Origin of the sequence: Micromonospora sp. Llam0 (assembly GCF_003751085.1) — a bacterium.
GTDB lineage: Bacteria > Actinomycetota > Actinomycetes > Mycobacteriales > Micromonosporaceae > Micromonospora_E.
The window spans coordinates 3251318-3271282 of the sequence record NZ_RJJY01000001.1; the positions used below are offsets into that span (position 1 = coordinate 3251318).

The window sequence follows — 19965 nt, forward strand, 5'->3', positions numbered from 1 at the left end:
CGTTCACCTTCTCGGCTCGGGATGTTGATGCCGGCCCGGGGTGTTCATGCCGGTCCGCCGCCGGTGACGTCGTCCCGCCAGACCAGCGCGGTGACGCCCTTGACCTGGATCACCTGTACCCGTTCGCCGGGGGCGAAGACCTGGGTGCCGTCGTACGAGCGGGCGCTCCACAATTCGCCGTCGATCTTGACTTGGCCGCTGTCGGCGTCCACCCGCTCCAGCACCAGCGCCGAGGCGCCCTCGATCGCCTGCACGCCGAACGGTTCTTCGCCGCCGCTGAGCGCGGACTGCCGGTGCCGCTGGATGACCGGCCGGACGGCGACCACGGTCAGCGCCGAGACGGCGGCGAAGACCAGGGCCTGGGCGGCCACCGGGGCGCCGAGAGCGGCGGCGATCGCCGCGGCGAACGCGCCGGCGGCGAACATGACGAGGAACAGCGTCGCGGTGAACAATTCCGCGACCGCCAGCACGACGCCCAATACGATCCACAGGACGGGTTCCACACACCGATCGTGACATGTATGCGCACCACCGGCGACCCTCAACCCGACAAATCGGGCAGCTATCCGCGAGTCGGAATGACTCGACCACCCTGAGTCAGGATTCCACCCACCTGAGTCACGAGCAAGGAGCATGTACGCGTGTCCGCACCCCTGTCCCCCGACACCATCAGCATGATCGACACCGCGGTCGCCGAGACCCAGTCGTACGGCCGGGCGCCCTCCGTCGTCCTCGGCGTGCTCCTGGACCGGCGGCTGGTACACGTCGCGTCCGCCGGGGACCACCCGTCACCCCACCCCGACCTGCAGTACCGGATCGGCTCGATCACCAAGACCTTCACCGCCACCCTGGTGCTGCGGCTACGCGACGCCGGCCGGCTCGACCTCGACGACCGGCTCCGCGACCACCTGCCCGACGCCCCGTTCGAGCGGATCACCCTGCGCCAGCTCCTCGGCCACGCCGCCGGTCTGCAACGCGAACCGGACGGCGACGCCTGGTGGGAACGCAGCACCGGCACCGACGTCGGCACCCTGCTGGCCGGACTCGGACCGGACAAGGTCGCCTTCCCGCCGCACCGCACGTACCACTACTCGAACCTGGCGTACGGGCTGCTCGGCGCCGCCCTGCAGCGGATCACCGGCACGCCGTGGGCCGAACTGGTCGCCACCGACCTGCTCGACCCGCTCGGCATGACCCGCACCACCTACCACCCCACCGCCCCGTACGCCGCCGGCTACGTGGTGCACCCGTGGCACGGCACGCTGCGCGACGAGCCGCGTACCGACACCCGGGCGATGGCCCCCGCCGGCCAGCTCTGGTCCACCGTCACCGACCTGAGCCGATGGGCGGCGTTCCTCGCCGACCCGGACCCGGCGGTGCTGGACCCCGACACGATGGCGGAGATGTGCCTGCCGGTGGCGATCAACGACCCGCAGCGGTGGACCGGCGGCCACGGGCTCGGCCCCGAGCTGTACCGGGTCGGGGAGCGGGTCTTCGCCGGCCACGGCGGCTCCATGCCCGGCTACGTCGCGCTGCTCGCCGTGCACCGCGACACCGGCAGCGCCGTGGTGGCCTTCGCCAACTCGTACGGCTTCGCCCGGGGCACCATCCGCGAGCTGGGGTTACGGGTGCTGGCCGGGGTGCTCGACCGGGAACCGGCCGCGCCGCGTCCGTGGCGGCCGGGCACCCTGCCGCCGCCGGAGATCGACGCGATCTGCGGCCGGTGGTGGTGGATGGGACGGGAGATGCAGGTCTCCTGGGACGCCGACGCCGCCGAACTGGTCCTCACCCTGCTCGGGCCGGTACAGCCGGTGACGTCGCGGTTCGCCGCGGCGGGCGCGGACCGCTGGCAGGGCCGCAGCGGCGCCCAGCAGGGCGAGTTCCTCACCGTACGGCGTGGACCGACCGGCACCCCGACGGCGCTGGACCTGGCCACCTTCGTCCTCACCCGCGACCCGGACGACCTCGGCTGACCGGCCGCCAGCGCACCCCACTGCGGCGGCACGGTCGGCTCACTGCGACGGTGCGGTCAGCTCACTGCGGCGGCACGGTGACGAAGTCGATCAGCCGCTCCATCGCGTTGATCAGCGGCGTCTCCACGTCCTGGTAGCTGTGCACACTGGACAGGATCCGGCGCCACAGCTGCGCCGGATCGGCCACGCCGACCGCCGCGCAGACGCCTTCCTTCCACGGCTGTCCGGGCGGGATCCGGGGCCACTGCCGCAACCCGATCCGGTCCGGTCTGACCGCCTGCCACACGTCCACGTACGGATGCCCGGTGACCAGCACGTACGGCGAGGTGACCGTGGCGACGACCCGACTCTCCTTGGACCCGGGGACCAGGTGGTCGACCAGCACGCCGAGCCGGCGCTGCGGGCCGGGCGCGAAACCGGCCACCGCGGCGGCCAGCCCGTCGATGCCGTCCAACGGTTCGACGACGACGCCCTCGACGCGCAGGTCGTCGCCCCAGATCCGCTCGATGAGCGCGGCGTCGTGCACCCCCTCCACCCAGATCCGGCTGGCCTGGGCGACCCGGGCCGGCCGCTGGCCGACCGCGACCGACCCGGAGGCGGTGCGCTGCCGCTGCAGGGGCGCCGTCGGTGCCCGGGGCGGCCGGCGCAGCGTCACCGGCTGGCCGTCGAGCAGGAAACCGGCCGGAACCAGCGGGAAGTGCCGCCGGCGGCCGTGCCGGTCCTCCAGGGTGACCGCGCCGGACTCGAAGCCGACGACCGCGCCGCAGAAACCGGAGTCGGCGTCCTCCACCACCAGGTCCGGCTCGGCGTCGACCTCCGGCACCACCCGACGGCGGCGCCAGTTGCCCGCCAACACGTCGTCGCCGTACCGCCGGTCACCGCCCACGTCGGGCAGGCTAGCCGCACCGGCCGGCGGTGGCCCGCCGACGCGCCGACCGGACACCCCCGACGGTGACCTGCCGCCCGGTGTCGAGACAACCGGCAGCGCGGCACGTACCCTAGCGTGCATGTCCCCCGCAGCAGGCGCGGCGACCCTCGCGACGCGCCGCTCCAGCCGGTTCGTGGCCTGGGTGCGCGCGTGGCGCGCCGGCCTGGTGCCGTACGACGAGATAGCCGACGAGATAGCCGGCGACGAGGAGCATCTGGTCGCCGACGCACCCGGTGCCTGGACCGACCTGCCGTTGCGCGACGCGCTGTCCTGCTTCGCGAAGTTGCCGCCGGACGAGATCCGGCTGGCGTTGCCGGCCCCCGGCGACCCGCGTGGCCTGCCCGGTCCGGGTGAGTTCACCGGTGCCGCGCTGCTGGCCGGCGAGGCGGTGGTGGCGCGCGGGCTGGGCGTCATCCCCGAGGTGCGCTCGCACACGTCCGGGTCCGGGGTCACCTTCGAGACGGTGCTGTGGCGGATCTACCCGCTGCCGCAGGAGCTGCCCGCCGCCGGGCACGCCGGGCCGAGCGCCGCCGAGGCCGAGGCCGAGTTGTCCACCGCGCTGGCCGAGACGACCACGGCGCTGACCCGGCTGGACGTCGCTCACTGGCGGCCGGAGCTGGCCGGGGCGTTGGCCGCGCTGCGCCGCCCGGACGGCGGGATGGACCTGCCGCCCGGTTTCGACCCGCGGGCCCGCCGGCTGTTCGCCCGGGCCAGTGTGCTGGACCAGGTGCTGGCGCTCGCCGAGCACGTCGCCCCCGGCGGTGCCGTCAACGGCTACGAGGCCCAGCAGCGCGACGCCGCGCTGCGGCCGCTCACCACCGCCTGCCGCCGGGCGCTGGTCGCCGCCTGCAACGCCCCGCTGCGGCCCTGACTCCCGATCGCGGCCCTCATGGCACCGGCGTGGCGGTGGCGTCAGATCTCGTCGATCAGGTCGGCCACCGACGGGACGATCCGCGACGGCCGGTACGGGTAGCGGTCGATGTCGGTGCGGCTGCTGATCCCGGTGAGCACCAGGATCGTCTGCAGCCCCGCCTCCAGCCCGCAGAGCACGTCGGTGTCCATCCGGTCACCGATCATCGCGGTACTCTCCGAGTGCGCGTCGATCGTGTTCAACGCCGACCGCATCATCATCGGGTTCGGCTTGCCGACGAAGTACGGCTCCACCCCGGTCGCCTTCGAGATCATCGCCGCGACCGAACCCGCCGCCGGCAGCGCGCCCTCGGTCGACGGCCCGGTCGGGTCCGGGTTGGTGCAGATGAACCGGGCGCCGCCGTTGATCAGCCGGACGGCCTTGGTGATCGCCTCGAAGCTGTAGGTGCGGGTCTCCCCCAGCACCACGTAGTCCGGGGCGTAGTCGGACAGGATGTAGCCGACCGCGTGCATCGCCGTGGTCAGCCCGGCCTCACCGATGACGTACGCGGTGCCACCCGGCCGCTGGTCGGCGAGAAACTGCGCGGTGGCCAGCGCCGCCGTCCAGATCGCCTGCTCCGGCACGTCGAAACCCATCCGGGTGAGCCGGGCCTGCAGGTCGCGGGGGGTGTAGATGGAGTTGTTGGTCAACACCAGGAACGGTTTGCCGGAGGAGCGCAGCCGGTTGATGAACTCCGGCGCCCCGGGGACCGGTTGGCCCTCGTGCACCAGCACACCGTCCATGTCGGTCAGCCAACTCTCGACGGGCTTACGGTCGGTCACGAGGATCTCCGGGGGGTGGAAGAGGCAATGCAGCAGTTCACCGGGCAGGTGTCCCAGACCGGCAGCGTACCGAGCCGCGCCCGGGTGAGGGCGCCGTCCGGGCGCAGCCGCTCCGACACCAGGTCCCGGACCATCGACACGAAGGCCGAGTGGGTGCCGGGGCTGGCCGCCCGGGTGTACGCCAGACCGAGCTCCTTGGCGGTCGCCGCCGCCTCGGTGTCCAGGTCCCAGACCACTTCGAGGTGGTCGGAGACGAAGCCGATCGGGCTGACCACCACCGCGTCGACCCCTTGACCGGCGAGTTCACGCAGGTGGTCGTTGACGTCCGGCTCCAGCCAGGGCACCTGCGGTGGGCCGGACCGGCTCTGCCAGACCAGGTCGTACGGCAGGTCCGGCGCGGCGTCGGCGGCGACCAGCCGGGCGGTCTCGGCCAGCTGGGCCTGGTAGCGCCCGCCCTCCGGGCCGGCGGCGGCCGCCGCGCTGGTCGGGACCGAATGGGCGGTGAACACCAGCCGGGTACGCCGACGCAGCGCCGGGTCGAGGGTGCCCAGCGCGGCCCGGACCGCTTCGACGTGCGGGCCGACGAACCCGGGATGGTCGTGGAACTGCCGCAGCTTGTCGATCACCGGGGCGTCCTGGCCAACCGTGGCCCGCGCCGCCGCGATGTCCTCCTGGTACTGCCGGCACGACGAGTAGCCGCCGTAGGCGCTGGTGGCGAAGGCGAGGGCGCGGCGGACCCCGTCGTCGCGCATCCGGGCCACCGTGTCGGCCAGCATCGGATGCCAGTTGCGGTTGCCCCAGTAGACCGGCAGGTCGATTCCGTGGGCGGCGAAGTCGGCGCGGATCGCGGCGAGCAGCTCCCGGCACTGCTGGTTGATCGGCGACACGCCGCCGAAGTGCTGGTAGTGCTCGGCGACCTCGGCCAGCCGCTCCGGCGGCACGTTGCGGCCCCGGGTCACGTTGCGCAGGAAGGGCAGCACGTCCTGCGGACCTTCCGGGCCGCCGAACGACAGCAGAACCAGTGCGTCGTACGCCATGGGCCCTATTGTTCCTGGTCGGGCCGGGCCGGGCGGCGGCGCATCCCGAAGATCAGGCGCCGATGGCGTGGAAGCCGCCGTCGACGTGCACGATCTCACCGGTGGTCGCCGGGAACCAGTCCGACAGCAGCGCCAGGCAGGCCCGCGCCGCCGGCTCCTGGTCGGTCAGCTGCCAGCCCAGCGGCGCCCGCTCGGTCCAGGCCTGCTCGAAGGCCTCGAAGCCGGGGATCGACTTGGCCGCCATGGTGCGCAGCGGGCCGGCGGAGACCAGGTTGCTGCGGATGCCCTTCGGCCCCAGGTGCAGCGCCAGGTAGCGGGACGCGGACTCCAGACCGGCCTTGGCGACCCCCATCCAGTCGTAGACCGGCCAGGCCAGGGTGGCGTCGAAGGTCAGCCCGACGACCGCGCCGCCGGGACGCATCAGCGGCAGCGCCGCCATCGCCAGCGACTTGTACGAGAAGGTGGAGATGTGCAGCGCGGTGGCCACGTCGTCCCAGGGCGCGTCGAGGAACCCGCCACCGAGGCAGCTCTGCGGGGCGAACCCGATCGAGTGCACCACCCCGTCGAGGCCGTCGACGTGACCGGAGACCTTGTCGGCCAGCCCGGCCAGATGCTCCGGGTTGGTCACATCGAGCTCGATCACCGGCGCCTCGGCCGGCAGCCGCTTGGCGATCCGCTCCACCAGCGACATCCGGCCGAACCCGGTGAGCACCACGGTGGCGCCGTTCTCCTGGGCGAGCTTCGCCACCGAGAAGGCGATCGACTGGTCGGTGATGACGCCGGTGACGAGCAGCCGCTTACCGGCCAGCAGTGCGGACACAGATTTTCTCCGTTCGGTCTTCGATTGCCAGGTCGGGTGCGGTCAGTGCCCCATGCCGAGGCCGCCGTCGACGGGAATGACCGCCCCGCAGATGTAACCGGCGGAGTCGCCGGCGAGCCACGTCACCGCCGCGGCCACCTCGTCGGCGGTGGCGAACCGGCCGGCCGGGATCGCCTTGCGGTACTCGGCCTTGCGCTCCTCGGGCAGCGCCGCCGTCATGTCGGTCTCCACGTAGCCGGGGGCGACGACGTTCGCGGTGATGTTGCGTCCACCGAGTTCGCGGGTGATCGAGCGGGCCATGCCGACCAGGCCGGCCTTGCTCGCCGCGTAGTTGACCTGGCCCGGTGAGCCGAGCAGGCCGACCACCGACGAGATGAAGATGAGCCGGCCCCAGCGGGCCCGCAGCATCTTCGTCGAAGCGCGCTTGGCGCAGCGGTACGCACCGGTCAGGTTGGTGTCCAGCACCGAGGTGAACTGCTCCTCGGACATCCGCAGCAGCAGCGTGTCGTCGGTGACGCCGGCGTTGGCGACCAGCACCTCGACCGGCCCGAGCTCGGCTTCGACCGCACCGAAGGCCTGGTCGACCGAGTCGGCGTCGGTGACGTCGCAGCGTACGCCGAACAGGCCGGCCTGCTCGTCGAAGCCGGACCGGTAGGTGACCGCGACCCGGTCGCCCTGCTTCGCGAACGCCTGCGCGATCGCCAGACCGATGCCCCGGTTACCGCCGGTGACCAGTACGGTGCGGGCCACGTTCCCCCCTCGTCATTGATGATCCGGCTTTGGAGACTAGGTGCTACCGCCGGGTAAGCAGTAACCCGGGGGTACTACCCCGGTGGTGTCCTGACACCAGGTCGGTCCGGTCGTAGCCGCACAGTGGTGAACGGCGGCACGGTCCAACAGGTGCGGCAGGCGCTGCGGTGACGGGTCGTCGGGCCGAACTTCCCGACCCGCCGGCCCGGGTGTACGCTCTTGCCCGGTTCAACGGCCGGACGACCTGTGGAGGTGATCGCTGTGCGAGATAGCGATCCTCCTAGTCGTCGCCGGGCCACCGGTCGAGCGCGCTGAGGTCGGCGCGGCTCCCGGTGCGCCCGCGCGATCTGCCCGTGTCGCCCCGTCAGCCCGCCCGCCGGTCACCCTGATCCACAGGTGGCCGGCCCGTCGCCGGAGTCCACCCTCGATGAACCGTTACGTCGCACCGCTGGGGTTCACCCTGGCCGCCGTCTGGATCGCCGTCATCTTCGTACTGGCCAGCGGCGCACGGTGACGGGTCCCGGGCCGGCGGGTATCCGTCACCCGCCGGCCCGGGACCCGCCACCTACCGACCGTCGCCCACTGCCCGACCCGGCACCTGCTGGTCCGGCCGGGCCGTCTCACGGCAGCCGCGAGGTCCACAACAGACTGAGCACCGCCGCGCCCAACGCGAGCAGCAACGCCAGGGCCGCGTACCACTGGGTTATCTCCCGGGGCACGGTCCGCTGCCCGATCGACGAGCCCATGTCCTCGTACACCTGGTTGAGCTCGCCCACCGACGCCGCCTCGTAGAAGAAGCCGTTGGTCGCCTCGGCCAGCTCGGCCAGCGCGAACCGGTCCACCGGCACCCGCTGCACCTGGTTGCCGATCTGCACCTGGCCGTCGTCGGTGCCGAACGCGATCGTCGACACCGGTACGTTGGCCGCCGACGCCGCCGCGGCGGCCTCCTCGACCGACCGGCCCGAGGTGCGGTAGCCGTCCGACAACAGCACGATCCGGGCCGGCGGCGGGCCCTGCGCGCCGTCGGTCGGCACCAGCCGGATCGCCTCCAACGAGGTGAACACGGCCTCGCCGGTGGCGGTCGCCTCGGCCAGCACCAGACCGTCGATCGCCTGGGACACCGCGGCCCGGTCCTTGGTCGGCGAGACCAGCACGTTCGCCGACTTGGCGAACGCGACCAACCCGATGTTGTAGCCCTCCGGCAGCTCCGCGACGAACTCCTTCGCCGCCTGCTGGGCCGCCTCGATCCGGCTGGGCGGCACGTCGTCGGCCTCCATCGACAGCGACACGTCGATGGCGAGCATGACGGTGGCCCGCTCCAGCGACTCCTCGGTGTCGATCGACGGCCGGGCCAGCGCCGACGCCAGCACCAGCAGGCTGAGCAGGAACGCCCCGGCGGCCAGGTGACGGCGCCAGCCGAGACCACGCGGGGCCAGCGTGCGCAGCAGGTCCACATTGGTGAACCGGACCGCGTACGCCTTACGACGGAACTGACGCCAGACGTACATCCCGGCGATCGCCAGGACCGGTAGCAGGGCGAGCAGCCACCAGGGCTGCAGGAAACGGATCATCGAGCTTCGCTTTCCGGGCGCGGGGTGGGGGCCGGGCGGGCGATGCCCCGGGTACGGGCGTGCCGCTGCCCGGCAACGAACCGGACGATGTCCAGCAGCCAGTCCGAGTCGGTCCGCAGCCGCAGGTGGGCCGCGCCGGCACCGCGCAGGGTCTGCGCGATCGCCGCCCGCTGGGCCCCGGCCGCCTCGGCGTACCGCCGGCGCAGCCGTGGATCGGCGGTCTGCACCTCGTGCAGCGTGCCGGTCTCCGGGTCGGCCAGGGTCAGCACGCCGGCGTCGGGCAGCTCCAGCTCACGCGGATCGACCACCTCGACGGCGAGGACGTCGTGGCGGACGGCGAGTTTGCGGACCTGCCGGCCCCACTGCTGCGGCGGGGCCAGGAAATCGGAGATCACCACGGCGACGCCACGGCGACGCGGCGGCCGGTTCAGCATGTCGATCAGGGCGCCGAGGTCGCTGCGGCCGGGCCGGGACTGGGTGCCGGCGATCGCCCGCAGCAGCCCGTGCGCCTCCTTGCGGCCGGTCCGCGCCGGCAGCCGGGTGAGGACGCCGCCCAGCGCCGGATCACCGGTGCCGATCACCGCGCCGACCCGGTTACCGCCCCGCGCGGTCAGGTGCACCATCGCCGCCGCCGCCGAGACGGCCAGATCCCGCTTGAGACAGCGGGCGGTGCCGAAGTCCAGACTGGCCGACAGGTCCACCGCCACCCAGGCTTCCAGCTCCCGGTCGGCCACGGTACGCCGTACGTGCGGCACGGTGGTCCGGGCCGTCACCGGCCAGTCCATCCGGCGTACGTCGTCACCGGGCCGGTACTCGGTCGACTCACCGGCCTCGCTGCCCGGACCGGGCAGCAGCCCCACGTAGTCGCCCTGCAGCAGGCCGTCGAGTTTGCGGGTGACGGTCAGGTAGAGCCGGGACAGCACCGCCTCCGCCCGGCCCGAACTCGGCACCGCAGCGGTCACTGCGACTGCCCGGGCCAGCCGGCGCCGCCGCCGGGCGGGCCGGGCACCGCGGCGGCCGGCGCGGCATGTCCCATCGGTCCCACCGGCTGCGGCGTCGCGTTCTGCCGGGGAGCGACCGACGGCAGCGGCACCGTCTGCATGATCCGCCCGACGACGTGGTCGGCGGGCACGTCGTCGGCGAGCGCGTCGTAGCTGAGCACCAGCCGGTGACGCAGGATGTCCGGGGCGATGTCCTGCACGTCCTGCGGCAACGCGTAGTCGCGTCCACGCAGCAGCGCCAACGCCCGGGTGGCCCGCACGATGCCCAGCGAGGCGCGCGGGCTGGCACCGTACTGGATCAGCTGCGCGACGTCCGGCATGCCGTGCTCGGCCGGTGCCCGGGTGGCCAGCACCAGCCGTACGGTGTAGTCGACCAACGCGTTGTGCACGAACACCCTGTCCGCCTTGCGCTGCAGGTCGACCAGGTCGGTGGGTTTGAAGATGACGCTCGGCTGCGGCGCCTCCACCCCCATCCGGTAGACGATCTCCCGCTCCTCCGCGTCGGTCGGATAGCCCACCACGATCTTCATCAGGAACCGGTCGCGCTGGGCCTCCGGCAGTGGGTAGACGCCCTCCTGCTCGATCGGGTTCTGGGTGGCCATCACCAGGAACGGATCCGGTACCGGGTGTGTCTGCCCGCCCAGCGACACCTGCCGCTCGCTCATCACCTCGAGCAGCGCCGACTGCACCTTGGCCGGCGCGCGGTTGATCTCGTCGGCGAGCAGGAAGTTGACGAACACCGGCCCGAGTTCGATGTCGAACTTCTCGCTGGACTGCCGGTAGATCCGGGTGCCCACCAGGTCGGCGGGGACCAGGTCAGGGGTGAACTGGATCCGGGCGAACGAACCACCCACGACGGTGGCGAGGGTCTCCACGGCGAGTGTCTTCGCCACCCCGGGGACGCCTTCCAGGAGGCAGTGCCCCCGGGCGAGCAGCGCGACGAACATCCGCTCGACCATCCGGTCCTGACCGACGATGACCCGTTTCACCTCGAACATCGCCCGCTCGAGCAGGGTCGCGTCGGTGGCCGGTGTCGCCTCGGGGGGCGACGGCGGCGCGGCGGTCGGTGTCGACGATTCGGGCGTGGTCGGCTGGGCCACCGGTCCTCCACAGCGTGGTTCTGGCGCCGTCAGGGTTCTGGCGTCGTCGGTTGAAAAGGTCGTGCCGCACTAAGCGTCGCACGCCGGTCCGAACCGGCGGGCAGGGGCCGAGAAAGCACCGCCAGGTGGGTAGACACGAGGGGGATCGGCGTGTGTACGATTCAGCCGTCGCCGGGCGGCTTCCCCCGTGGCCGCCCGGCGCTCACACCCTCGGCTCGTGCCGCCTCTGGCCTGGTACCGACCTAGACTCGTGCCGTGGCCACGCCCCCCGATTCCGCCGACACCGCACCGGGTGAGCAGTTGATCTGCTCAGCCAAAGGCTGCCGTGCCCCGGCGATCTGGGCGCTCAACTGGAACAATCCCCGGCTGCACCAGCCCGAACGCCGCAAGACCTGGCTGGCCTGCGCCGACCACCGGGAGCGGCTCGGCGACTTCCTGCACGTACGCGGATTCCTCCGCGACGTGGCACCGCTTGGCTGATCGCCTACGCTCGTAAGGGTGACCGAACAGTCCGCCGCACCGGCAGCCCCGCTCAGCCCGTTGGAGCCCTGGCCGGAGACGGTGCAGTGGCAGCCCGTCTCCCGTGACCTGGTCTGGGTGGAGCTGATCCGGCTCGCCATCGGGATGAGTTTCCTGCTCGTCGGCCTCGGCATCGGCTGGGCGATCACCGGCTTCTGGTTCGTCGGCGTCGGCTTCGCCGCCGCCGTGCTGCTCACCGTGCTGCGGGTGGTGGCGACGGTGCGGGCCGTCTACGCCTGGGGGTACGCCGAGCGCGACGACGACCTGCTGGTGCGACACGGACTGCTGGTACGCCGGCTGTCGATCGTCCCGTACGCCCGGATGCAGTTCGTCGACGTCTCCGCCGGCCCGCTGGAACGGGCCTTCGACCTGGCGACCGTGCAGCTGCACACGGCCGCAGCGGCCAGCGACGCCCGGGTGCCCGGGCTACGACCCGCCGAGGCGTCCCGGCTACGGGACCGGCTCACCGCGCTCGGCGAGATCCGGGCGGAGGGCCTGTGAGCCAGCCGCACGAGCCGGTCCCACCGCCAGTCCCGCCGGCCCAGCCCGGGCCGCCGCCCGGCCAGCCGCCGCCCGGGGCCCCGGCGCCGTACCCGCCGCCCGGCCAGGCCTACCCACTGCCCGGCCAGCCGTACCCGCCGTACCCGCCGTACCCGCCGCACGGTCCGGTCGAGGAGCCCCGCCAGCGGCTGCACCCGCTGAGCCCGATCCTCAAGGGCAGCAGGGCCCTCGTGGTGATCATCGCCGGCCTGTCCTGGCAGACGCTCGGCCGGGTCGGTTTCGGCCGCTTCGCGCTGCTGGTCGTGCTGTGCCTGCTCGGCTACCTGGCGGTGGCGGTGATCAGCTGGTACAACACCGGCTACCACGTGGTCGGCCGTGAGCTGCGAATTCACGAGGGACTGCTGTGGCGGCGGACCCGTGCCATCCCGCTGGAGCGGCTGCAGGCCGTCGAAGTGGTCCGGCCACTGCTTGCCCAGCTGACCGGCCTGGCCGAGCTGCGGCTCGAAGTGGTCGGCGGTGGCCAGACCGAGGCACCGCTGGCGTACTTGACCGTCGCCGACGCCGCCGCGCTGCGGGCCCGGCTGCTGGCGCTCGCCGGCCGCGCCGGCCGCACCGGGGCGGCACCGGACGCGACGGCCCCCGACGGGACGGCACCGCCCGACGGCACCCCGGCCGGCCTGCCCGACCCGTCTGCGCCGCCACCCGGCCGGCTGCTGCACACCGTGGTCAACCGGGACCTGCTGATCAGCCAGCTGCTCACCCCGCAGACCATGTTCCTGCCGTTCGGCGCCGCGTTCGTGATCGCCCAGTTCGCGATGGACGCCACCTGGTCGTTCGTGGCGGTCGCCAGCACCCTGACCGCCACCGCCGGCATCATCCTGCAGCCGATCCGACGGGTGCTCAGCGACTGGAACTTCCGGCTGGCCCGCGACGAGGTGGGGCTGCGGGTCCGGCACGGGCTGACCGAGACCCGGTCGCAGACCGTACCGCTGCACCGGATCCAGGCGATCGGGGTTACCTGGCCGCTGCTGTGGCGGGGGAAGAAGTGGCTGCAGATGCGGCTGCACGTCGCCGGCTACGCCGCACCGGACGGGCAGGGCGGCGGCACCCAGTCCGACCAGTTGCTGCCGGTCGGCGTACTGCCGACCGCGAACCACATCCTCGCTGACGTGCTGCCCGGCATCGCGCTCGACGCGCTGCGAATGACGCCGCCGCCGCGCCGGGCCCGCTGGCTCAACCCGCTGGTGCAGCCGAAGCTCGGCGCCGGGCTGGCCGACGACGTGTTCAGCGTGCGCAGCGGGCTGCTGACCCGGCAAATGATGGTCGTGCCGTACGCGCGGATGCAGAGCGTACGGGTGGTGCGCGGGCCGTTGCAGCGGCTGCTCGGATTGGCCACCGTGTACGCCGACACCGCCGGTGGGCCGAGCGCCGCCGCCAAGGATCGGGACGTAGCCGAGGCGTGGTGGCTGGCGGCGCAGCTCAGCGACCGGGCCCGCGCCGCCCGCAGCACAGCCGATCCGACCTCGCCGCAGCCGTCGATCTAGAAGGATTATGGTCGATATACCGGCCAAATCCTTCTAGATCAACTGGTGGACGAGGGCGGGCAGCACCGTACCGATGGGTTCGCGCAGCACCGCGTCGGCGATCGGGTCGTACGGCGTCGCGGCCTTCAGGATGCCGCCGCACAAGCGGCAGTCCGGGTCGTCCTCACCGGCCGCCACCCGGGCCAGCGCCTCGTCCATGCCGGTCCGGTCGTCGCAGCTTAGGCACTCGACCTCGGACATGGTGCCGTGGATCTCGATCACCTTGTCCGGACTGTTGCCGGCACGCTGGTGCAGGCCGTCGATGTTCTGGGTGACGATCGCGGCCAGCCGACCGGACCGCTCCAGCTCCACCAGACTCGCGTGGCCCTCGTTCGGCTGCGCGGACCAGGCCGGATGATCCCGCCGGCCGAGCCAGGACCGCCGCCGCACCGCCGGGTCGGCGACGTACGCGTCGAGGGTGAACAGCTTGGCGGCCTGCGGGTCCCTCGTCCAGACGCCGTTGGGCCCACTGCGCCACCTCGTCGACAGGTGCCACACTCGATCGGTCGGACATGTCCCCGACGGTAACCGCCGTTCGCGGCGTCGGCCGCCGCGATCCCGGCGGGCGAGGCGAGCCGCGTCCACCGCAGGTGCCGGTCGCCGGGTCACCCGTCACCGTCGTCGTCCGGCTCGCCGGCCGGCATCAGCCCGGACAGGTGCAGCACAGCCCGGATGCGCCGGGTGGAGCTCGCGTCCCATCGGTCCAGAATGGTGAGTGCCCGCAGGAACGGTCGACACGGTGCCGGGATGCCGCCGCACCGGTGACACTCCCCGGTGGTGCGGTTCGGGATGTGGGTCCGGGCGGTGGAGTTCGCATCATGGACGGCTCGGACCAGCTCCGGTGACCAGGTAGGGTCGCCGCCTCGCGCCGGGTCGTCCAGGGCGCCAGCGGGAGTTGGCGCCATGCCGCATCCCCCGGCGAGCTGGAAACGGTCGTCCTGGTCCGGGTCTGTCTCCCCCGGGTTGCGCTTCGGCAGCGGCGGCCGGCCCGGTGTCGGATCGACGTTTCGCGGTGTGCCGATCGAGGTGTAGCGGGCCAGCCTCGGCGTCCCACCGATCCCGTCGTTTCTGATCATCATTACCCCCTCGGATCGATTACGAACAGCGTGTATCTTTCTGCTGAGTTCCAGCCTGGATCGCTGACCATGCTCAATGGAAGAAGGCGTTAAGCCCAGGGAATGTACATGCCGTCCAGGCCAGCAAAAGATCAACAACTTCGAGTGATTTGGGGGATGTGAAGGTCTATGGCTGGGAGCGATTATCTGATATCGGAGCTACGCCGGCTGCGCGAGTCGTTCGGGTTGACCCAGGAAGCGTGGGCCGACCGGATCCACTTCTCGGCGAAGCACGTGGGTGCCATCGAGCGCGGCGAACGGCCCGCGCTGCCGGACTACCTGAAGGCCGTCGACAAGGTGTTCGGCACCGCCCTGGTCAGGTTCTATCGGGAGTTCGTCCGGGGCGACTGGACACCCGTGTGGTACCGGCCGTTCGTCGAGTACGAAGGTCGGGCGACCCTGCTGCGGGTCTACCATCCGACGCTGATCCCCGGACTGCTGCAAACCGAGGCGTACGCACGCGCTCTCCTGCCGGCGATGAACGTCCCGGCCGAGGACGTCGAACAGACGCTCGCGGCAAGGCTGGACCGGCAAGAGATCATCAGCCGAACCACCAGCCCATGCCGCCTGGTCGTGATCCTCGACGAAATGGCGATCCGCCGCACCGTCGGCGGGCCGGAAGTGATGCGCGAGCAACTCAAAGCGCTGACGGAGGTAGGCGATCGGCCGAATGTACAGATCCACGTGGTGCCACTGGCCACCCCGGCGTATGTCGGGATGTACGGCCCGATCGTCCTGGCCTCGGTTGAGGGTCGCACAGTCGGCTTCCTCGAAGGCCACCAGGAGGGCCGAGTGGTGGAGTCACCCGACCGCACCGCGAGCCTGGAGAGCGACTGGGAGTCGATCCGGCAGTACGCTCTACCCTGCGCGCAGTCGCTCGAATTGATCACGAAGGCGGGAGAGACATGGACCTGACCAAGCCTCGTTGGCGTAAGAGCACCAAGTCCGACACAGGGGCCTGCGTCGAGGTGGCCGACAACGTCGCCGGGCGCGTCCTCGTACGGGACACCAAGGACCGCGACGGCGCGATGCTGACCTTCGGACCGACCGCGTGGCAGTCCTTCGTGTCGACGGCTGCCACCCTGAAGCCTTGAGCCATCGGACAGCACCAAGTCAGCCGTAGGCCGGATCGCCCAGCCCCGGCTCCGCTCTCGCGGTTGGAGCCGAGGCTGGGCCGTCCTATTGGGCTGCGGTGCTCTCGATCTCCGGCAGCCGGTACGTTGTCCGCAGCGGCGACAGCAGGGCCGGCAGGAAGGCGGCGGTCATCCCGGCCGTACCGATCCACAGTACGGCCGACGCCCCGAACAGGCCGCCGAGCGTACCGCCGAGCAGCGCCGCGACCGGCATGCTGCCCCACTGGACGAAGCGGACAGTGGCGCTCATCCGGCCCAGCAGCCGGTCCGGGGTGACCCGCTGCTGCAGGCCCGCCTGCGCGATCAGCCGGACCACGCCGCCGAAGGACAGCAGGGCCAACCCGCAGCGATCCTGCTGTTCGCCTCGACCAGGTGGTCCCGGCCGACCAGCGCCGGGATGTAGCTCGTGTAACCGACCTCGAAGAGCACGGTCAGCAGTCCGTGGCCGAGGGCGATCGCGTACAGCAGCCAGATCGTCAGCGCGTCGGCCCACCAGGCCAGCGAAACCGTCATCAGCAGCGCCGCCCGCAGCAGATCGGTGTTGACCAGCACTGGGCGCTTGCGCCACCGGTCGACCCACGCACCCGCAGGCAGCCCGATCAGCAGCGACCCGGCCGTGGTCATCGCGGTCAGCACGCCGACCGCGAACTCGTCCGCGTCCAGCCAGAGGATCGCCACCAGCGGCAGCGCGAGGTAGACGAACCGGTCGGCGAGCTGCCCGGCGACGGTCGCGCCGAAGAACCGCCGGAAGTCTGGCTCCCGGAACAGGCCGAGTCGGACCATCATCGAATCCGATCCTCGCTGTCCACAAGGACCGTGGATACGCAGGAGGCATCTGATCATGGCTACGCGGCCGTCGTATGTGGTCACTGGAGGTGCCCGGGGCATCGGCCGGGCGATCGCCGAACGCCTGACCCGCGACGGTCAGGTCGTCGTCGTGGATGTCACCGGTGAACTCGGCTGGCAGCACGAACGCGTCATTCTGATCACCGGCGACGCTCGTGATGCCAAGACAGTGCGGCGGGCAGCGGCCACCGCCGAGTCCGCTGGTCCGCTGCTCGGCTGGGTCAACAACGCAGCGGTTTTCGGCGACGCAGGGATGGACGACGCGTCGGCGGCCCAGATCCTGGACCTGATCTCCACGAACCTCGCCCTGGCGGTCACCGGCTGCCACGTCGCGGTCAACCACTTCCTGGCACACGGGCGCGGCGGGGCCATCGTCAACGTCTCGTCCCACCAGGCGCAGCGCCCGGTCCGCGGAGCGCTGCCCTACGCGACCGCGAAGGCTGCTGTCGAGGGTCTGACCCGGGCAATGGCGGTGGGTCACGGGCCGGCCGGCATCCGTACCAATGCTGTCGCGCTCGGCTCGATCGCTACCGACCGATTCGAGAGCTACCGTGCCCAGCACCCCGAGGTGGACGCCGAGATGGCCGCGCTGCATCCGCTTGGTCGAGTCGGGACCCCAGGTGAGGTGGCCGACGCTGTCACCTTCCTGCTGTTTCCCGCCGCCGGATTCGTCAACGGCGTCGTCCTCGCCGTCGACGGCGGACGAGCAGTCAACGGACCCGACCCCGAAGCCACCCGGGCCCCAGGTCGGACCCAGCTGGAAGGCCTCCAGCAGCGCGGTGGTTCGTTCGGCGCGACGCCGGGCGTGGGGATGTTCGCCGACGGCGCTGGTTCGTCGCGGCCGTAGCCGGAAACGACCGGTAGTACCGGCGGACCGGCTACGGTCTCCTGCCTCGGCTACCCGTCAGCACGCGGTCACGGGGCCCAGGCGGGGCCGACCTGCCAGGTGGAGTCCGCCGCCCAGCTGGTCGGCGAGTTCCAGCTGGGGCCGTCCGCGCCGTCGCTGAGCCAGATCTCGGCCGCGTAGTGGCGCAGGAACGAACCCGGATAGTTGTACGACTCCAGCGACACACCGCTGCCGGTCAGCCCGCGCCGCGCGCACCAGGTGGCGTCGGCGCGCAGCAGCGCGGTGCCGTCGTCGGGCGAGTTGCGGACCCGGGAGTTGGCGTGCCGCAGGTACTGGCCGGGGAAGTTGACCGACTCGAACGAGAAGCAGTCCGGGTCGGCCAGACCGGGCCGGATCACGTACGTCGCGTCGTCCCTGAGCAGTTGCGGGCTGTCGGCGGTGACCACGTCGGTGTAGGCCAGGCTGTCGCGGTGCCGCAGGTAGCGGTCGGTGAAGCCGGGGGTGGTGACCCGCAGCGACCGGCGGGCGTCCAGCGGCAGGGCGACCGGTGTACGCGACGGCAGCGCCCGGGAGGTGGCGATCAGCGCCAGGTTGGCCGCCCGGACCCGGGCCTCGTCCATCTTGGCCACCTGCCGGTCGTAGGTGAGGAAGCCGTTCAGCTCGCCCTCGACGTCGGTGATCTCGGTGTAGACGGCGGCGCTGAGCCCTCGGCCGATCATCAGGTTGGTGGTGCCCTGGATCAGGCCCACGTAGCGGTCGGTCAACGCGGCCGGGGTCGGCTGCCACTCGTACGCCTGGAAGTTGCCGTTCGGGCTGTATTCGTGGCCCGGCACCCGCAGTCCGGGGCCGCCGAACTCGCCCAGCACGGAGATCCGCCCGCCGGTCGGCGCCGGCGCGCCGGGCCCGACGTAGACGTGCCAGTCGTCCATGTCGCCGTTGCCGGGGTTGCCCAGCGACTGGCAGCAGTTGTATCCGCTGTGGGTGTCGACCAGCCGGGTCGGGTCGAGGTCCTTGACGGCCTGGCCGACCCGGATCGTGTCGGCCAGGGCACGCTCGCCCCAGCCTTCGTTGTAGACGACGTAGGCGACCACCGACGGCGAGTTGCGGTGTTCGGCGACGATCTGGCGCGCCTCGGCCTCGAACTGGGCCTGCTGCGCGTCGGTGGGGTCGATGTCCTGGGCGGTCATCGACGGGATGTCCTGCCACACCAGCAGGCCGAGCCGGTCGGCGTGGTAGAACCAGCGCTGCGGTTCGACCTTGATGTGCTTGCGCACCATGTTGAACCCGAGGCTCTTGTGCTTGCGCAGGTCGAAGGCGAGCGCTTCGTCGGTCGGCGCGGTGTACCCGCCGTCGGGCCAGTAGCCCTGGTCGAGGGTGCCGAGCTGGAAGACGAACTCGCCGTTGAGGGTCGGTCGCGGCACCCCGTCGAGCATCCGTACGCCGATCTCCCGCATGCCGAAGTAGTGGGTGGTCCGGTCGACGACCCGGCCGCGCCGGTCGCGCAGGGTGACCCGCAGGTCGTACAGGTACGGGTCGTCCGGTGACCAGCGGCGGGCGTTCGGCACCGGTACGGCGAACTCGGTGAAGCCGCCGGTGGCGGTGCCGACGACGGTGGCTCCGGCGAGGGCCTCGGCGCGGACGGTGTGGCCGGCAGCGTTGCCTCGTATTGCTGCCCGGACTCGGATGGTGTCGCTGGCCAGGTCGGGGCGCAGGTCGACGTCGCTGATCGAGGTGGCCGGGGTGGGTTCCAGCCAGACGGTCTGCCAGATACCCGAGGCCGGGGTGTAGAAGATCCCGCCCGGGGTCTTGGTCTGTTTGCCGATCGGTGGCAGGCTGCCGTGCTGGCGGCTGTCGGTCGGGTCCCAGGCGGTGACGATCAGTTCGTTGGGGCCGCGACGCAGCGCACTGGTGATGTCGAAGCTGAAGGCGTCGTAGCCGCCGGTGTGGCCGCCGACCCGCCGGCCGTTGACCCAGACGGTGGCCTGCCAGTCGACGGCGCCGAAGTGCAGCTGCACCCGCCGCCCGGCCCAGTTGGCCGGGACGGTGAAGGTGCGCCGGTAGGTCAGGTGGTGCCGGTTGTCGTCGGCGGCCCGGCCGATGCCGGACAGCGCCGACTCGACCGGGAACGGGACGTTGACCCGTTCGGGCAGGTCGACGCCGAACTGTGGGGGGTCGTCGGTGGTGGACTGCCGCAGCTGCCATTCGCCGTTGAGGTTGCGCCAGTCGGGGCGGGTCATCTGCGGCCTGGGGTATTCGGGCAGCGGGGTGCCGGTGAGCGCCTGGGCGGTCCACGGGGTGGTCAGCGGCGCGGGGCGAGCGGGCACCGCGACGGCGGCCGGGGGCGCGACGAGCAGGCCGGCGGCTGCGGTCGCGGTCGCTGCCGCAACAGCGGTCCAACGGGTACGGGGTGATCGCATGTCGTCTCCATCGGTGGACGGGCCGGGGACGGGATCGGATGTGAGCGCATCGAGGTACGTCGAGATTATCTATAACGTTATAAACCTCTGGTCGACCGTCGTCAATCTCCACCCGTCGATGTATGTCAGGAT

General features: G+C 71.8%; 20 protein-coding genes and 1 pseudogene. 8 read left to right on the forward strand and 13 right to left on the reverse strand.

Annotation, left to right across the window (positions count from 1 at the left end):
* Positions 1-44: 44 nt before the first annotated feature.
* Complete coding sequence (locus EDC02_RS14110; protein ID WP_123602361.1) at positions 45-503, reverse strand: NfeD family protein; 459 nt, start codon at positions 501-503, stop codon at positions 45-47.
* A gap of 171 nt (positions 504-674) precedes the next feature.
* Between EDC02_RS14110 and EDC02_RS14115 the strand changes: the two genes are divergently transcribed.
* On the forward strand, positions 675-1973 hold the full coding sequence (locus EDC02_RS14115; protein ID WP_123604772.1) for a serine hydrolase: 1299 nt from the start codon (positions 675-677) through the stop codon (positions 1971-1973).
* A 61-nt stretch (positions 1974-2034) separates the two neighbouring features.
* Here the strand turns inward: EDC02_RS14115 and EDC02_RS14120 are convergent, their stop codons facing one another.
* Positions 2035-2859, reverse strand: coding sequence for a DUF3097 domain-containing protein (locus EDC02_RS14120; RefSeq protein WP_233605909.1), 825 nt, complete (start codon positions 2857-2859; stop codon positions 2035-2037).
* 121 nt (positions 2860-2980) lie between these two features.
* On the opposite strand from EDC02_RS14120, the gene EDC02_RS14125 reads away from it, so the two are divergent.
* On the forward strand, positions 2981-3772 hold the full coding sequence (locus EDC02_RS14125) for a hypothetical protein (protein ID WP_123602363.1): 792 nt from the start codon (positions 2981-2983) through the stop codon (positions 3770-3772).
* Positions 3773-3813: 41 nt separating this feature from the next.
* On the opposite strand, the gene EDC02_RS14130 is transcribed toward EDC02_RS14125, so the two are convergent.
* The 7 genes from EDC02_RS14130 to EDC02_RS14160 all read right to left on the reverse strand — a co-directional run bounded on the left by EDC02_RS14130 (position 3814) and on the right by EDC02_RS14160 (position 10872).
* Positions 3814-4650 (reverse strand): HAD-IIA family hydrolase, encoded by an 837-nt coding sequence (locus EDC02_RS14130; protein WP_370461535.1) that lies wholly within the window; start codon positions 4648-4650, stop codon positions 3814-3816.
* Positions 4590-5630: a ferrochelatase gene (locus tag EDC02_RS14135; RefSeq protein ID WP_123602365.1), complete on the reverse strand. Its 1041-nt coding sequence runs from the start codon at positions 5628-5630 to the stop codon at positions 4590-4592. The genes EDC02_RS14130 and EDC02_RS14135 overlap by 61 nt, the downstream gene beginning before the upstream one ends.
* A gap of 52 nt (positions 5631-5682) precedes the next feature.
* Complete coding sequence (gene fabI, locus EDC02_RS14140; protein WP_123602366.1) at positions 5683-6450, reverse strand: enoyl-ACP reductase FabI; 768 nt, start codon at positions 6448-6450, stop codon at positions 5683-5685.
* A gap of 42 nt (positions 6451-6492) precedes the next feature.
* Positions 6493-7200, reverse strand: a complete 708-nt coding sequence (locus tag EDC02_RS14145) for a beta-ketoacyl-ACP reductase (RefSeq protein ID WP_123602367.1) — start codon at positions 7198-7200, stop codon at positions 6493-6495.
* A 620-nt stretch (positions 7201-7820) separates the two neighbouring features.
* Complete coding sequence (locus EDC02_RS14150; RefSeq protein ID WP_123602368.1) at positions 7821-8771, reverse strand: VWA domain-containing protein; 951 nt, start codon at positions 8769-8771, stop codon at positions 7821-7823.
* Complete coding sequence (locus tag EDC02_RS14155; RefSeq protein WP_123602369.1) at positions 8768-9751, reverse strand: DUF58 domain-containing protein; 984 nt, start codon at positions 9749-9751, stop codon at positions 8768-8770. Before EDC02_RS14155 ends, EDC02_RS14150 begins: the two co-directional genes overlap by 4 nt.
* On the reverse strand, positions 9730-10872 hold the full coding sequence (locus EDC02_RS14160; protein ID WP_123602370.1) for a MoxR family ATPase: 1143 nt from the start codon (positions 10870-10872) through the stop codon (positions 9730-9732). Before EDC02_RS14160 ends, EDC02_RS14155 begins: the two co-directional genes overlap by 22 nt.
* 255 nt (positions 10873-11127) lie before the next feature.
* Here EDC02_RS14160 and EDC02_RS14165 point away from each other — a divergent pair, with 255 nt between their 5' ends.
* From EDC02_RS14165 to EDC02_RS14175, 3 genes are read left to right on the forward strand one after another with little or no spacing between them, the layout of a single operon-like run.
* Positions 11128-11352 (forward strand): hypothetical protein, encoded by a 225-nt coding sequence (locus tag EDC02_RS14165; protein ID WP_123602371.1) that lies wholly within the window; start codon positions 11128-11130, stop codon positions 11350-11352.
* An 18-nt stretch (positions 11353-11370) separates the two neighbouring features.
* Entirely contained in the window at positions 11371-11892 is a 522-nt protein-coding gene (locus EDC02_RS14170; RefSeq protein WP_233605910.1) for a PH domain-containing protein, read from the forward strand.
* Entirely contained in the window at positions 11889-13436 is a 1548-nt protein-coding gene (locus tag EDC02_RS14175; protein ID WP_123602372.1) for a PH domain-containing protein, read from the forward strand. Before EDC02_RS14170 ends, EDC02_RS14175 begins: the two co-directional genes overlap by 4 nt.
* A 33-nt stretch (positions 13437-13469) precedes the next feature.
* On the opposite strand, the gene EDC02_RS14180 is transcribed toward EDC02_RS14175, so the two are convergent.
* On the reverse strand, positions 13470-13973 hold the full coding sequence (locus tag EDC02_RS14180) for a Sir2 family NAD-dependent protein deacetylase (RefSeq protein ID WP_123602373.1): 504 nt from the start codon (positions 13971-13973) through the stop codon (positions 13470-13472).
* Between the two features lie 107 nt (positions 13974-14080).
* Positions 14081-14551, reverse strand: coding sequence for a hypothetical protein (locus EDC02_RS14185; protein ID WP_148083460.1), 471 nt, complete (start codon positions 14549-14551; stop codon positions 14081-14083).
* A gap of 168 nt (positions 14552-14719) precedes the next feature.
* Here EDC02_RS14185 and EDC02_RS14190 point away from each other — a divergent pair, with 168 nt between their 5' ends.
* Positions 14720-15505, forward strand: a complete 786-nt coding sequence (locus EDC02_RS14190; protein ID WP_123602375.1) for a helix-turn-helix transcriptional regulator — start codon at positions 14720-14722, stop codon at positions 15503-15505.
* Positions 15496-15684, forward strand: a complete 189-nt coding sequence (locus tag EDC02_RS14195) for a DUF397 domain-containing protein (RefSeq protein WP_123602376.1) — start codon at positions 15496-15498, stop codon at positions 15682-15684. The genes EDC02_RS14190 and EDC02_RS14195 overlap by 10 nt, the downstream gene beginning before the upstream one ends.
* Before the next feature lie 85 nt (positions 15685-15769).
* Here the strand turns inward: EDC02_RS14195 and EDC02_RS14200 are convergent.
* Positions 15770-16509: pseudogene (locus EDC02_RS14200) on the reverse strand (hypothetical protein).
* Between the two features lie 55 nt (positions 16510-16564).
* On the opposite strand from EDC02_RS14200, the gene EDC02_RS14205 reads away from it, so the two are divergent.
* The gene (locus EDC02_RS14205) at positions 16565-17416 is read left to right on the forward strand and encodes an SDR family NAD(P)-dependent oxidoreductase (protein ID WP_123602377.1); all 852 of its coding nucleotides are present in this window, start codon (positions 16565-16567) and stop codon (positions 17414-17416) included.
* 68 nt (positions 17417-17484) lie between these two features.
* On the opposite strand, the gene EDC02_RS14210 is transcribed toward EDC02_RS14205, so the two are convergent.
* Positions 17485-19833, reverse strand: a complete 2349-nt coding sequence (locus EDC02_RS14210; RefSeq protein WP_123602378.1) for an AbfB domain-containing protein — start codon at positions 19831-19833, stop codon at positions 17485-17487.
* Positions 19834-19965: the final 132 nt, after the last annotated feature.